The sequence below is a fragment of the Prosthecobacter sp. Pr1 genome, from assembly GCF_057652315.1.
This window is the reverse complement of sequence record NZ_JBYFBS010000011.1, coordinates 18,595-33,834: the sequence shown is the minus strand read 5'-3', so window position 1 is coordinate 33,834 and position 15,240 is coordinate 18,595. Positions and strand designations below refer to the sequence as shown.

7 protein-coding genes and 1 tRNA gene are annotated in these 15,240 nt (G+C 61.3%); 5 read left to right on the top strand and 3 right to left on the bottom strand.

The window, feature by feature from the left end:
- Positions 1–60 precede the first annotated feature (60 nt).
- The 3 genes from AC24GY_RS17790 to AC24GY_RS17780 all read right to left on the bottom strand — a co-directional run bounded on the left by AC24GY_RS17790 (position 61) and on the right by AC24GY_RS17780 (position 7,576).
- Positions 61–687 carry a tetratricopeptide repeat protein gene (locus AC24GY_RS17790; protein WP_487685891.1) on the bottom strand — a complete coding sequence of 209 codons (627 nt, stop codon included), beginning with the start codon at positions 685–687 and terminating at the stop codon, positions 61–63.
- Positions 688–1,012: 325 nt separating this feature from the next.
- Entirely contained in the window at positions 1,013–6,418 is a 5,406-nt protein-coding gene (locus AC24GY_RS17785) for a beta strand repeat-containing protein (protein WP_487685888.1), read from the bottom strand.
- 159 nt (positions 6,419–6,577) lie between these two features.
- Entirely contained in the window at positions 6,578–7,576 is a 999-nt protein-coding gene (locus AC24GY_RS17780; RefSeq protein WP_487685886.1) for a hypothetical protein, read from the bottom strand.
- Between the two features lie 272 nt (positions 7,577–7,848).
- Here AC24GY_RS17780 and AC24GY_RS17775 point away from each other — a divergent pair, with 272 nt between their 5' ends.
- The 5 genes from AC24GY_RS17775 (at position 7,849) to AC24GY_RS17755 (ending at position 15,240) form a co-directional block, all read left to right on the top strand.
- Positions 7,849–9,615 carry a dynamin family protein gene (locus AC24GY_RS17775; protein WP_487685883.1) on the top strand — a complete coding sequence of 589 codons (1,767 nt, stop codon included), beginning with the start codon at positions 7,849–7,851 and terminating at the stop codon, positions 9,613–9,615.
- A gap of 995 nt (positions 9,616–10,610) precedes the next feature.
- The gene (gene queG / locus AC24GY_RS17770; protein ID WP_487685880.1) at positions 10,611–11,750 is read left to right on the top strand and encodes a tRNA epoxyqueuosine(34) reductase QueG; all 1,140 of its coding nucleotides are present in this window, start codon (positions 10,611–10,613) and stop codon (positions 11,748–11,750) included.
- A 624-nt stretch (positions 11,751–12,374) separates the two neighbouring features.
- Positions 12,375–12,449 (top strand) — tRNA-Cys (locus tag AC24GY_RS17765).
- A 673-nt stretch (positions 12,450–13,122) separates the two neighbouring features.
- Entirely contained in the window at positions 13,123–13,695 is a 573-nt protein-coding gene (locus tag AC24GY_RS17760) for a hypothetical protein (RefSeq protein WP_487685877.1), read from the top strand.
- Between the two features lie 309 nt (positions 13,696–14,004).
- A complete protein-coding gene (locus AC24GY_RS17755; protein ID WP_487685874.1) occupies positions 14,005–15,240 on the top strand; it encodes a metallophosphoesterase family protein in 1,236 nt (411 codons plus the stop codon).

The window sequence follows — 15,240 nt, the reverse complement described above, 5'->3', positions numbered from 1 at the left end:
GCGCAAGAGAGGCGCAAGTGTGCCGAAATACCAAGGGAGGAAGAGGGCATGGAGCCCCGCTCACTCCCACCCACGGATCTTCACATGCACCTGCGCCACACGCCCCATGTAGTGGTCCATGGAGAAATCCTTCGCGGCTTTGAGCATGTGTGCTTTCGCCTTCGCGTCTTCGCCGATCGCTTCGAAATACAAGCCCAGATACAAATGCGCGTAGCACCGATGATTGCGCAGGCGCTCACCGTCGCCCTCCTCGGCGGCTTTCAGCACGGCCTCCTCGCTGCCTTTCCCCGCAAACAGCTCATGCACCTGCTTCATCGGGATGCGGCTGTCGCCTTCGATGGGAATGAAGACCTTCCTCGCCGCCTCCACGCCCTCCCCTTTCGCAATGCAAAGGAAATGCCACGCGGCATTCTCGACGTCGTTGCCGTTCACCGTTTGGTGCACCTCAAACTGCTCGCGCCCCCCTTTGAAATCACCCGCATAATACAGCGAAAGCCCACGCTGCCAAAGCTGCGGTTTCGACTCCGGTGCCAGCGCGATAAGCTTGTCAAAAGCCGCCACCGACTCCTTCGGCTTCGCCGCAAAGAAAAAATCCACCCCCTGCTTAAAGAGCTCGGTGGGCGTGTCTGCGGCGCTGAGCAGCGAAGGGAGAACAAACAGGGTGATGACGGCGAGCAGTGATTTCATAGGATGATCAGAACATGACACAAGACGTCATGAACTCATCCAACCATGCAGAAGGCCGAAAGATGTCCACGTGGTTCTGAATTAATCAAGCGTTCGGGGGAAAGCAGAGTGACTCGCTCCCGGCGGGTTGCATGCGTCGAGTACGACAGACACTCTTGTCTGTCGGCCAGCGCTTTCTCATTCATCCATCACTCCGAGGAAGAAAACGCTCCTGGACCTCCGAGTCCGCAGCACGCCGCAAACACACGCGATTCCGAAGTCCATCTGCGGCCATCGCTCCTCCTTCACGAAGTTGACGCCTCCTGACCTCGCATCTTTTTGAACCTCATGCGCAGCGACCACGTCGCCGGCGCACAGCGCAAAGCATCATCCCCATCATCAGCAGCACCGCGCGCCCCGGCTCCGGCACCACCACGTAGATGCGTCCATCAGTGGCGAACTGGCTGACATCCCACTGCAGCCCGCCCGCCAGGGTGGGCAGGAAGCTGATGTCGGTGAAGTTCACGCTGCGGTTTCCAGTCGAGACGACATTCCAGTCCACCAGCTGGAACCACGTGCCTGCCGTCCAGGTGCTGGAGGCGGTGCCGGTGTTGTTGCTTACGGCCAGCGTGCCGCCCAGCGTGATCTGCTCGTTGGAAAAGAACTTCAGCGAGTTGCTGTTGTTCACGCTGCCAGTACCGAGGGTCACGCTGAACAGCTCAAAGCCCAGCATGCCGCTGCTCGTGAGGCCGCCGTAGATGTCCAGCCGTTGCGCAGCCGTCTCCGTGCTCGTTCCCGGAGCCAGGGTGCCGCCCACGTTCACCACGTTCAGCGTGCCTGCCACACCCACGCTGCCGTTGCCGGCAAGCACGCCACCATTGTTGACGGTGAATCCGCCAGTGCCCAGAGTGGCGGTGCTCTGCCCGGTGTTGCCGCTGCCCACCTGCAGCACACCACCATTCACCACCGTGCCGCCGCTGAAGGTGTTCACACCGGTGAGCACCTGCGTGCCAGCACCGGTCTTGACCAGCGCCAGCTTCGCTCCCGTGGCACCGTCGCCCGTGTAGGTGGACTCGTTCATGGAGGCATTGCCTGCAGGCAGCGCGCCGTAGTCGCGTAGCACACCGGCGAAGCTGCCGCTCGCACCGCCATTGCCCACCGTCAGGGTGGCCGTGGTGCTGGCGCGGTTGTTCTGCACAAAGTGGTTGGTGGCGCTGGTGCCGTTCAGCGCGCCGATGCTTTGGCTCGTGCCAAACAAATCCAGTACACTGATGTTCGCCGCCGTGGTGAAGTTGAACGCATTGCTGCTCGCGCCCAGGCTGCCGTTCGCCGCGCCATCGGACATGCGGATGACGCCGCGAATGAGGTTCACCGCTCCGGTGAAGTCGTTGGCGGCGTTGGTCAGCGTGAGCACGCTGTAGCGGTCGGTGAGGGTGGTTCCGTTGTAGTTGTAGCTGCCGGTGCTGCCTTGGTATTCAAAACCACCCGTGCCGGTGATCTTGCCGGTGATCTTGATGTCGCGGCTGACGTTGGCGCTGTTGAAGCGGTTGGCGGCGATGGCGTTGTTGTCCATCAGCGTCACCTGCCCCGCAAGCGTGAAGGTGCGTGGCACAAGTCCTCCGGCGGGCTCGCCTTCATACTGCACGATGCCGCCGTTGAGCGTGATCTTCTTGGTGATGGTGCCGGAGCTGCTGTACCGGCGCAGCTCGCCGCGGAAGAGGGTGGAGCCGGGCTTGCTGGCATTGATGATGATGCTGTAGTTGTCGTCCCCAAAGAAGGTGCTGTCCGCATAAACGTGCGCCTGCTCGATGTAGATGTCCCGCACGTTCTGCGCGTTGCCTGCGGTGCTGACCGCCCAGCTCAGGCCGTTGGCATTGACGAAGGTGATGTTGTAGCCGTTGGCATTGATGTTGGTGATGCCCCAGCGCGCGCCGGTGCCCACGTAGCGGCCCGCAAAGGTGGTGTCCCCGGTCATCGTGATCAGGTTGAACGGTGACGACGTCATGCTGGCAGCTCCGGAGGAAACCACGGCACCCACATAACCACCCGCGATGGTTCCTGAGCTGTCCGCCACGCCTTTGCCTTCCACGAACAGGTTGTACTTGGCGGAGCCGCCGTAGTTGGTGGCGTCAGCCCAGTTCACATCCAGCGTGGCACCATTCTTGATCGTGATCTGCGAGCCGTTGGCACCAAAGGGATTGGTTGCCGCGGCAGCCGTGGCGCCGCTCTTCAAAATACCAGCTTCCACCACAGTGCCACCTGTGTAGCTGCTGCCTGCGACCACCGTGAGGATGCCGGTGCCCAGCTTGGTCAGGCCGCTGCTGCCGCTCAGCGCGGTGTCCAGCGTCACATTGAAGCCGTTGGTGTCCAGCCTTGCCATGCCCCCATAGTTCAGCGGGGCAAACTGGCTGGCATACCCGCCGGTGATGGCCGCACCATAGCGCAGCGTGCCTCCTTCAAACACCACCTTGCTGGTGCCAAAAGCGGCGGAAGCCACGGCGAGCACCGCACCACCCTGCAGACGGGTGACACCGCTGTAGGTGTTCGTTCCGCGCAGCTCCAGCACTCCATCGCCGCTCTTGATCAGCCCGCCGGTGACGGTGCCACTCACATAACTGCCCACGGCTCCGGTGATGACACCGTTCACCACGATGGGCGAGGTGGCGTCTGCATACCATTCCTTCTCCGTGCCGGTGAGGTCCACCGTGAGGCCGCTGCCAAAGGTGAGTGCCACACCGCTGGTGTTGGACACCACACGGTTATTGCTGGTGAGGGTGAGCGTGCTGCCATTGGTGGAATCAATCGTGGTGAGGGTGCCGGTGGCAGACTGGAAAAGGATGCTGGCGGAGATGTTCTCGACCACGTTGAGCGAGTTCGACGCACCGTTTTGGAAAACGGCGTTGGCACCCGTGACCCACGCCTGCAGCGACACGCCGGCGGTGTCGGTGTCGTCCCAGGCAAGATAACCCGTGTCGTTCTTCCACTCAGCCGTGCCGCTGATGGACTTGACGGGATCAAATTCCAAAGTCGGGGCGGTCGCCTTGGCCACCACGTAGATGCGGCCCTCCGTGGCCAGACGGGAGAAATCCCACTCCACCAGGCCGCTGTTCAGCGCGGGCAGCACCCAGTTGGCCGTGTTGTCCAGTGCCACGCTGCGGTTTCCGAGCGCGACATTGCCAAAATCAAACAACTGAAACCAGGTGCCCGACGCCCAGGTGGTGGAGTCTCCCGCACCCGCCATGACGGTGATGTCCAGCACACCCGTGCTGCCAAGGTTGAAGGACGAGCCCGTAAGAAAGGTGAGGAAGTCGTTGTTGGCTAGGCTGCCGCTGCCGCTGCTGACGCCCCACAGATCAAACGACAGCGTGCCCGCCACATTCAGCGTGCCGTCCACGGTGAGATACTGCAGCCCGGTCTGGTTAAAGGTGCCGATGCTGAGCGTGCCGCCGGTTGCCACGCTGCTGGTCAGCCCGGTGAAGCCGATGATCCCGTTGCCCTCCAGCCTGCCGCCAGTGTTAACGGTGAAGGAGCCATTGCCAAGACGTGCCGTGCTCTGCCCGGTGGCACCGGTGCCGATCTGCAAGGAGCCACCGTTGATGGTGGTGCCACCCGTGTAGGTGCTCACGTTCGTCAGGATCTGCCGGCCAGCTCCGGTCTTCACCAAGGCGAGCTTGGCATTCGTGGCACCCTCATTGGTGATGGCCGCGTTGTCAGCAGGCAGGGCGGTGTAGTCACGCAGCACACCGGCAAAGTTGCCGCTGGCACCACCATTCCCCACCGTGAGGGTGGAGGTCGTGTTCTGCCGGTTGTTCTGCACGAAGTGGTTCGTGGCGCTGGCACCATTCAATGCGCCGATGCTCTGGCTGGTGCCAAACAGATCCAGAATGGCGGGAGCCGTGGTGGTGTTGAAGCTGAAATCATTGCTGCCTCCGCCGAGCGTACCGCTGGCGGTGCCGTCGGACATCCGGATGACACCGCTGTCCAGCTTGAGGGTGCCGGTGAAGTTATTGCCGCTGTTGGTGAGGTACAGCACGCTGTAGCGGTTGATGGTGGTGGAGGTGGTATACGTGGTGTCCCAGTCCGTCAGCGCAGCCGTGGCACCGATGTAGCGCAATCCGCCTGCCCCCGTAATCTGGCCCGTCACCTTGGCATCACGCACCGAGTAAGTGGCGGAGATGCGGTTGTCGGCCAGCGCCGAGACATTGAGCATCATCTGGCCGCTCAGTGTAAACGTGGTGACGGTGCCGTAGTCGATCTTCCCCGAGCTGGACCCTTGATAACCTTCCAGCACCACCAGACCGCCGTTGAAGACAGTCTTCTTGGCCACCGTGCGGGTGCCCAGCCAGTTCCCCAGCTCGCCCCAGATGGTGGTGGCGTTCAGAGTGTTGGCGTTGAGGTAGAGGGAGAAGTTGTTGTCGCCGAAGTTGTCTGCGTCCGCCCACACGCGGCTCTGCTCCAGCCGGATGTCTCCCACATACACATTGTTGGCGGCGGCACCGCGCCAGCTCATGGCATTGCCGTTCACGATGGTGAGGGTATAGTACTGATTGGCAATGACGTTGCCGCCGGAGTCACGCACGCGGGCGTCAATGTTGGCCGGAACGCCGTAGCGCTGGCCGGTGGTGCCCATCCGGCCGGAGATGGTGGTATCTCCCGTGAGCAGCATGTTGCTAAAGGCGGTGGAGGTGTTGTTATAGGTGCCGGAGGAGGTCAAGGCGCCCACGTAACCGCCAAACACCGTGTTCGAGGTGTCCGCCACGCCCTTGCCCTCGATGGTAAGCTGGTAAGCGGAGGCGTAGTTGGCGGCATTGGTCCAGTTGAGGTCCAGTGTGGCGCTGTTTTTCACCGTGATCATGCTGCCATTGGCGCCAAACGGATTGGCCCCTGTGCCCGCCCCGCTGCGCAGAATGCCAGCCTCCACCGTGGTGCCGCCCGTGTAGGTGCTGCCCGCCGTCGTGGTCAGGATGCCGCTGCCCTGCTTGACCAAACCGCCGGTCCCCGTGACCGCGCTGCCGAGGGTGATGTCGAACCCATGGGTGTCCAAAATGGCGGCGCTGCCCGAAAGCGCGGCAAACTGAGTGGACAAACCGCCGCTGATGGCCGCGCCGTAGCGCAGCGTGCCGCCCTGAAACGTCAGCGTGCTGGTCCCTAGCGCGGTGGCATTCCCCACCTGCAGCACGCCTGCGCTGAGATAGGTGGCGCCCGAGTAGTTGTTGGTCGCGTTGAGCTGCAGCACGCCTGCGCCCTCCTTGATCAAGCCGCCCGTCAGCGCACCGCTCAGCGTGGCATTGACGATGATGTTGGAGCCCGCCGCCGCATTCCACCGTTGCGCCGCCCCTGCGGTGGTCGGATTCTGCTGAATCGTTAGTCCGGAGGCAAACGTGAGGTCCGCTCCGCTGCTGTTGGCCACCACAGGATTCGCACCACCACCAGAAAGTGTGAGCGTCAAACCGCTGCCGCCGATGCTCGTCTTCGTTCCCGCTCCCGACTGCGTGATGGACTCAGCATTGATCGCCTCGGTCAGCGTCAGCACATTGGCGCTGTTGCCATTCGAAAACTCCGCGCTGCTGGTGGAGATCCACACACTCGGCGTGCCGGTATTGGTCCACGCTTGCTCAGAAGTGTTCCAGTTGGCAGTGCCATCCACGTCGGCATACACCAGTACCGCCGCAGATGCGGTGGTTTGGGCAAGCAGGAGGCTGAGGGCGGAGAAGGCAGGTACGAGACGACGAAGACGCAAGACGACTGACATGGGGCTTTTTCGGAACGCGCGCGGGGCGCTTTAAGGGAGGGGGGGATTTTCGCCATAGTCCTTCATTCCCCTCTCTTCAACCTCGTTTGAAACCCGCTCGCAGACCTCTGTGGCGTCCGTCACGACACCTCACTGTGGCAGCTCTTTACCTCACCCTTTTCACCACCACGCCAGTGGCAGCGGCACGATCAGCGCCAGGTCCGCCAGCACCCGGTAAGCGTCTGCTGAAAACCGACGCCGCAGCCCCTGCACCCCGGCGTGCAGCACCACCGCACCCAGCGCCGCGCGGGCAGGCCCCAGCAGCGTGTGCTCCAGCGCGCCCAGCTCGATTTCCCACAGCACCGCCAGCGTAAAAAACAGCGTGCCCAGCACCAGCCGCGTGTGCTTGCGGTCATCCTGCAATCCGGCCTCGCGGCAGGTGATGCCGTGCAGATTGCACGCAAACAGCAGCGTCAGCAGCACACACTCCAGCACCGGCTCCGCAATCGTCTCTGGCATGGCAAAAAACCGCGTGCTCGTCGTGCACCCCATCGCAAACAGCAGCGCCGCAGTCATCTCCTTCGGCAGCACATTCCCCATGCGGATGTCCAGCTGCCGCAGAAAAGACAGCGCCATCACCCCCAGCACAAACAGACTCAGCGCAAACTTCGACCCGCTCGCAATCGGCATGCGCGAGATCAGCATGATCCCCCCCATCCCCGCGCACGACACAAACACATCCCGCGACAAACGGCTGCCCTGCGCAGACCACGAGGCAAGATACAGCGCCACCAGCAGCGCCAGGCTCACCGCCTGCCACAGCACGCCTTCGGGAATCACATACAGCGCCATCCACCCCAGCAGCAGCAGCGCCGGCGGCAGCACACCCAGCAGCAGCACACGGCGGTGTCGGTGGTAAAACTGATGCCGCACATCCAGCTCCGCCACATTTTTCACCGCCAGCGTATCCAGCGTCCGGTCCAGCAGATAAACCACCCAGCACGCCAGCCCGAGCCCCAAATTCATGAGCGGTGTCAGCCGGATGCCATGCGCATGCGCCAGCGCCGCCTGCCACAGCACCGCCACCACTGGCGCCTCCAGGCTCAGCACGTGCGGCCACAGCCACCACGGCTTGGGCCGTGCGTGTGCAGGTTCGCTGCCTGGAGTCGGATCAGTCAAGACCTGCTCTGTAGTGCCGGGAGCTTGAAGTGAAAAGAGAAACGTGCAAAGCCCTCTGCCGCCTCCGGAAAGTACGACAGGCACTCTTGCCTGTCGACCAGCGCTCCCTCCACCTCCCCCAGCCCCCGCGTCACCCATCGCGGCGTGTGCGGTCTGGACTCCACCTCACAAACTCCATTTACATCTGCACCCACCCCACGCTGCGATAAGTGGAAACCTGTGCTGCAAGGTTGCGGTGCGGTGACCACGCGACACTTTGCATCACCCCCCTCATGATTGGCGACGACTATTTCGAACTGCGTTCACGGATTGGCACAGACCTGCTGGCTCTGGCCGCAGCCCTGCGTGAATCCGGCGGCGACAGCGAATCCGCCGCCATCCTGGACAATCTCATCGCCTCCCTCAAGGAACCCTTCGTCTTCGTCGTCGTCGGCGAGGTCAATGTCGGCAAATCCACCTTCCTCAACGCCCTCTTCGGCCAGGATTTCTCCAGCACCGGCGTCGTCCCCACCACCGGCAAGATCCTCTTCTTCCGCCATGGCGAGGAGCACAGCGTCGTCCCCGTCACCCCCACGCTGGATGAAGTCTACGCCCCCGTCGATTTCCTCCGCGACTTCCACATCGTCGACACCCCCGGCACCAACTCCGTCGAAAACGAGCACCAGCTCATCACCGAGCGCTTCGTCCCCATCGCAGATCTCGTCATCTTCGTCTTCTCCGCCATGAACCCCTGGGGCGCCTCCGCCTGGCAGTTCTTGGAAAAAGTCCACCGCGAGTGGATGCGCCACGTCATCTTCGTCCTTCAGCAGAGCGATCTCCGCAGCCCCGAGGAGATCCAGGTCATCACCGACTACATGGGCCAGCTCACGCGCCAGCGCTTTGGCCGTGATTTCCCCCTCTACGCCGTCTCCGCCAAAAAAGCCTTCCTCGCCCGCAATGCCGGCATCGAGCGCGAGCGCCTCCTGCAGGACAGCGGCTTCCACGCCCTGGAGGCCCACATCTCCTCCATCGTCCGCCACAATGCCGCCCGCCTCAACAAGCTCGCCAGCACCATGCGCCTCGCGCGCCAGATCCTCGATGAAATGCGCGCGCGCCACACGGCCACCATGCAGCAGGCCAAGCGCAAGACCGTCGTCCTCCAGGAACTCCAAACCGAGCGCGAACTCCAGGTCGACCGCACCCTGAAAAAAATCCTCCCCGCCCTCGATGCCACCGAGCGCGACTACCACGAGTCCGTCATGCGCGTCGCCGGCCTCGCCAGCGATGCCCTCACCACCCGCAAAGCCTTTCAGCGCAAAGAAGCCGAGGAAGACGAAGCCGAAAACGGAGCCCGCCCTCAGAGCCTCGATCACCGCCTCTTTCAGGAGCTCCAGCACCGCACCGGCGACCGCTGGCGTCAGGTCAGCCTCGTCCTCGAAGAAGACGTCCATCAGTTCGAGCGCTTCCTCTACGCCCAGGGCCGTGGCATCCTCTTCCCCCCGGATGTCGTCCTCCCCTCCCATGACTACGGCGAAGAAGAAAGCGAGCTCCGCCGCCGCTTCGGCACCCATGTGGACTCCTCCCTCCGCCGCTTCGTCATCGGCCTCAAGCTCGATGAAGACATCGAGCCCGGCCTCGAAAGCGCCCGCGTCACCGCCCGCTGGCTCCCCCGCCTCATCATCCCCATCATCATCGGCACCGCCCTCTGCGGTTGGTTGGACGATCTCACCAGCGCCGCCATCGCCCTCGGCGCCGGCCTCCTCCTCCTCGGCGTCGTCTACCTCCTCACCCAGATCCGCCTCGCCAACGCCCGCAATTCCATCCTCGACAAGCTCGAAGAATCCTCCGCCACCCTCCGCGAGATGCTCTCCAAGCAGGTCACCGAAGACGTCACCGCCTCCTTCACCAAGTTCCTCGACACCCTCAATCCCGCCCAGGCCAACGCCGCCCACCTCGAGCGCGAGCAATCCACCCACGTCGACCGCCTCCGCACCCTCGCCGAATCCTTCACCGTCATCGACCACCAGATCCAAGCCCTCATGCCCCCCGGCGGAAAGTAAGAGCGACAGCCCCCAAACACCTCGCAGTCCCTTCCGTCCTTTGTGTCCCCACGTGACACTCTCAAACACACCCGCAATCCGCCAACCCCAGCGCCGGTAGGGAACCGCTGCGCAGGTCCGAATTTTCGGGTCTATCGCCGTCGCAGGCGCACAAAAACGCACGCCGTCCTTGCAGCGTAGAAAGCCAGCCAACGCCGGACACTTGCCACAGCGCCCCACAAGTCCTCCAAGCCCTCTCCTCCGAAAGCGCGTAGCGCTGGCACAACCGTAGCCTTGGGTGCCAGCCCACGGAACCGCATCAACCCATCCCACCCAAGGTCGTGGAACCGCGTAGCGGTGACACAAAGCGCCGCCACACCCAAACCTGACGGAGCTCAGCCAGCGATATCGCGCATTTTCAAACACCTCCCAAAGCCCCGCATTCGGCAAGCCAGTGCGCCCGTGAATCACTAGCCAGCTCGCCAGCGTTGCCGTAAACTCGCCCAGCTCTCCTGCAGGTCACATAGCTCCCATATCAGTCCCTTCGCCACACCCAGCCCCCCCTGCTATCGGCTCCGCCAATTTTCAGTTCCCAGTTTTCAGTCCTCCCCCAGCGCCGAGGGACCAGCAGGCCAACGAACTCACCCCGAAGCTCTCGCGCCACCCCAGCCCAAAGGCAGCTCAACGACTCAGGCCATTTCTCTGCGACGTTCCAAACTCTGCGGTGTAAAATCAGCCCGTCTTCCCGCTCCCGTCAGTAAATCTCTGCGTCCGTCCAGTCTCTGCGGTTTAACATCAGTGCCTCAGTCACTCCCCGCCACACCCAGCACCCCCTGCTATCGGCTCCGCCAATTTTCAGTTCTCAGTTTTCAGTCTTCCCCTCAGCGCCGAGGACCAGCAGGCAAACGAACTCACCTCAAAGCTCTCGCGCCACCCCCCAGCCCCTCTCCCCAAACAACCGTCAACAACAGTTCAGCCACCGTCAACCACCGTAAACTCCGCCTCCGACTTCCCCCGTGTCCCCCGCCGCCCTCAAGTCCGCCCTCATCGCCCAGGCCCGCGCCCTCGGCTTTGACGACTGCCGCATCGCCCCCGCCCAGCCCGCCGCCCATCGCGCCCTCTTCCAGCAGTGGCTCGCCGAAGGCAAACACGGCGACATGGCCTGGCTCGCCCGCAACCCCGAGCGCCGCACCGATCCCACCCTCGTCCTCCCCGGCGCCAAATCCGTCATCGTCCTCGCCCTCAACTACTACCAAGGCGGCACCGCCTATCCCACCCCTCCGGACTGGGAGCGCCGGTATCCTACCGGCTCCGGAACCCCCGCCACACCCACTCCCTCCGCGCCCCCCTCCGCCCCCAGCATCCAGCCCCCAGCATCCAGCCCCCAGTATCGAGTCGCCCGCTACGCCTGGAACAACGACTACCACGACCTCATCGAGGCCAAGCTCCGCACCCTCGCAGACTTCCTCACCGCCCACGGCGGCACCCAGCGCCCCTACGTCGACACCGGCCCCGTCCTCGAGCGCGACTTCGCCAGCGAATCCGGCCTCGGCTGGGGCGGCAAGAGCACCATGCAGATCCACCGCCACCTCGGCACCTGGTTCTTCCTCGCAGACATCCTCACCACCCTCGATCTCCCCCCGGACACCCCCGCCACCGATCACTGCGGCAAATGCACCCGCTGCATCACCGCCTGCCCCACCCAGGCCATCACCGCCCCCCGTCGCATGGACGCCCGCCGCTGCATCTCCTACCTCACCATCGAGAGCAAAGGCCCCATCCCCCTCGAATTCCGCCACGCCATCGGCGATCGCATCTACGGCTGCGACACCTGCCTCGACGCCTGCCCCTGGAACCGCCACGCCCAGGCCTCCCATGAGGCCACCTTCCAGGCCCGCGCCACCATATTTGCGCACACCCTCCGCGACTTCCTCTCCCTCACAGACGACACCTTCCGCGCCCTCTTCGCCAAATCCCCCATCAAGCGCATCAAACGCCCCGCCTTCCTCCGCAACGTCTGCGTCGCCCTCGGCAACACCGGCACCCCCGCCGACCTCCCCGCCCTCGAGCAAGCCGCCCAAGACGAACACCCGCTGATCGCAGAACATGCCGCCTGGGCCATCGCCGAGATCCAGTCCCGCACCCACCCCCAGTAACCGGGGCATTCCTGCCCCCTCTGGAATCCAGCATCTAGAATCCAGCATCCAGGATCGGCCCCCACCCCTTCATCTCCGAACACGCCCACTGGGCTATCGCAGAGATTCGAAGTCGCTGCGCGTCGTAAAAAAGGAGCAGTTGGCAGCTATTCCTCCCGGATAGCAGCCACGCACTCTTTCGGCTCCTCTGAGTACGTAGTTCGGGATCCTAGCCCGTTCTGGAAGCTCCGCATCGCCCCAAACCTGAAACCAGCCAGCGCACGTATTGTAGTCCCGGCTTTAGCCGGAATCTGGAAACGTAGTTCGTGCAAACAGCTCCCGAATAAACTCCCCTGTTGCCCTCCGTTCCACAATCCAGTCGCATGAATTCAGGTGCTTCTCCCTTGAGAACGCGCCTCCGCCCCACCCTCCGGCTCTTCCATTCTGGTCCAACAACTGTAAACAACCGTCAACAACCGTCAACGACCGTCAACGACCGTCAACGACCGTAAACCACCGTCAACGACCGTAAACCACCGTCAACGACCGTAAACCACCGTCAACGACCGTAAACCACCGTCAACTCCGCTCTTCTTGACATCCCCCCATTCCCCCCTACCGTCCCCGGCTCTCGACATCGAGAACGGCGAGGTAGCAAAGTGGTAATGCACTGGTCTGCAAAACCGGTATGCGCGGGTTCAATTCCCGCCCTCGCCTCCACTCCACCCTCACAAGGGTTTCAGCGCAGAAAGCTCTCGAAGGGAGCGCGGAGATTCGCTTCGCGGCTGCGCAGCTTCTCCGCTTCTGATCTTCGCAGCTTGGCTGCCTGTTGATCGCTGACTTGGTCGCTGGCCGGTGCTTGATTGAAACTTGCGCGATAGACCGACATCCTCGTCTTGAAGGCCAACGGCCTTCCGTATTTCAGCCCAGGGTTCGCCGAGCCTCAGCGAGGCAACCCTGGGTTCTCACAGCCAATCCGGGAAGCAAACCCAGCGCCCCTCCACACGCCGCCGGGTACCAGCAGCGTCTGCTCCGCCATGGCGCCGCAGGCCGCTGGGTTCTGCGTCCCGCTCTCAGGCATTGCAGCACACGGATAGCCTTCGCTCCCCGGCACTTCACCAGCGCTTTGACTGGGCCGGTGGCCGGTCCCTCAGAAGCCCAGGCACCCCGCCCCAGAGCCAACCCGTGCATCAACGCTGCCACTGGCCATCCATTGTCCCCAGCCGAAACCACATTTTGATTGCCCCACAACCGCATCGGAATGTAAAACCACACCCATGAGCACCACGCTCCGGACGTTTACGGCCAAACCCAGCACGATAAAGCGGCTGCAAACCTCGCCATCGGTTCACCGTTCATCCAGTTCGCCCCACCTCAAACTGCTTCCCCTGCAATGAGCAATGCCTACACAGTGCTTTGGAACAGCGACCGCATCAAGATCGCCAGAAAGCACGACCTCATCGGCAGAAACATCGACTTTCTCTTTGGCGGCCCGCACACCACGCAGCCCAGTTTCATCCGCGCCGGCGTCAAGGCCGGAGAGATCGTCTATCCCGTTTCGGTTCGAGACGGTGCCCTTCACATCCTCTCGCAGATACGCGTCAGGGCCATCCTCACGGTCGATGATTTCATCGCTGAGCACCCCGATCTCTATCCTCCCGAGGAGCGTCAGGGGCGGCGGGCTTTCGAGATCCTCGACCGAGGGGTCGAGCTCCACCCCTGGCTGCGCGCCTTCAACTGGACGGGTTCAGATCACGTCTTGCTCGCAGAGCGCTCGACCCCCTTCAGTCTCGAAACCGTCCTCCCGCCCGAGATGCTGACGCGGATGACTTACCGTTTCAACAAGGTCGAAAGGCCCGTCAGTGGCGTGGCGGACGGCCGCCTCACCACCACCGTCGGCCTCCAGGGCCTGTTTCGGCTGTCCTTCTCTTCCGCCTCGGACTTCGCCAGTCTGTTTCAGGCATGATGGCCCAAACAGAGAAAGGGTAACTGGGAAAAGAGCGCAAACAAGGGAGAGTGAAGCACCGAAAGCAGTCGAAGGGAGCGCGGAGACTCCTCTCCGCTTCTACTACCGTCCCCGGCTCTGGGCATCGAGAACGGCGAGGTACCAAAGGGAAAGGCGCGGGTTCAATTCCCGCCCTCGACTCCACTTTTTTTCAACAAAACCTTAAAATGGTCACAAAGAATCCATCCTTTTGGAAGGAAAAAGGGGTTAAGACGCTCCTAAATTGAAAAAAAGGTTTATCTTTAGAAACGGACCATTAACGGTTTCTGTATGCCAACAGAGCCTCGTTTAATCAAAATACTTGTCCTTGCGGACATACATTTCGGGAAGCTGGCTGTCAGTAAAGAATTTGGATCCTCAGATAATACCCATTACGCTGGTGAACCGATGGTTGCAAGCTTGGTAGCCACACTCAAGCGAACCTCAGCGCTACCAGACATCATTTTGGCCGCAGGAGATTTAACTTCCATAGCAGCACCCTCGGAATTTGCTGGCTCAATGGAAATTATTAAGAAAATAGCGCACGATTTAAATGTCCCTGCCGACAAGGTCTTTCATACCTTCGGTAATCATGACGTTGATTGGAAAATCAGCGCCCTTAAAGCAGGGAGTAACACCAGTGAGCCGTTGTATGACCATCTTGCCGCCAAGATGGGAGGTTTGCTTTGTATCAACCCGAGCAGTTTAATCGATGGCCCTGTGCCAGGAAGTGGAGTGTTTCGAGGAGACACATTTTCTCTCTATGTCTTAAACAGTGGCTATTTTTGCTGCGCAGACCAGCTTCATCGCCATGGAAAACTTGGCTCTGATCAATATCAGTGGTTTAAAAGCACCATAGAATCAGAAGCTATCGACCACAGGTGGCGAATAGCAATGACTCATCACCACCCATTTAATTACCCGTATCCAGCACCAATAAATGATATTTCATGCATAGAAGAAGGTGCGGAGTTAGTCGAATTGTTTGGAACCCATGGTGTGGATCTTGTCGTCCATGGACATAGACACCACCCTCGTCTTTTCACGGAAATGCGTAATCCCTGGCGAAAACCGATGACATTTTTTTGTGCCGGCAGTCTGGCAGTAAATGCACATCACAGGGACAGCGGTCGAATCCCAAACCTTTTTCATCTCATAACGCTTGAAAGCCGTCTTGCTAATGACGGCGCGTTTGGTTCGGTTGTTTCCTACCAGTATTCATCTTCTGATGGCTGGCGTCCTATTTCTAATACAGCAGAAACGCCTCTCGATCCAAAAAATCACTTTGGAGAAGTGGCTACTGAAGTAGAACGACGTGCGGAGGCATTAATTTTTTTAAATTCTAAAATTGCCTCAGAAACGGATCCGGCATTGAAGATGTTAGGGACATTTGATGGCCTGTCACCGGTATTAAAATGTTGTTCTGTCGAACAAGTTAATAATCTATTTGGAGAACTTGCTCCTACACTAGGCTTTAGAGTTATCGGCCGCTATCCACAGGATGATATTGCTTTAGTCAAAAAATAA

Coding starts and splice junctions, on each gene's coding strand:
- AC24GY_RS17760 (WP_487685877.1), top strand. CDS start 13,123: ATGAGCAATGCCTACACAGTGCTTTGGAACAGCGACCGCATCAAGATC.
- AC24GY_RS17775 (WP_487685883.1), top strand. CDS start 7,849: ATGATTGGCGACGACTATTTCGAACTGCGTTCACGGATTGGCACAGAC.
- AC24GY_RS17755 (WP_487685874.1), top strand. CDS start 14,005: ATGCCAACAGAGCCTCGTTTAATCAAAATACTTGTCCTTGCGGACATA.
- AC24GY_RS17790 (WP_487685891.1), bottom strand. CDS start 687: ATGAAATCACTGCTCGCCGTCATCACCCTGTTTGTTCTCCCTTCGCTG.
- AC24GY_RS17785 (WP_487685888.1), bottom strand. CDS start 6,418: ATGTCAGTCGTCTTGCGTCTTCGTCGTCTCGTACCTGCCTTCTCCGCC.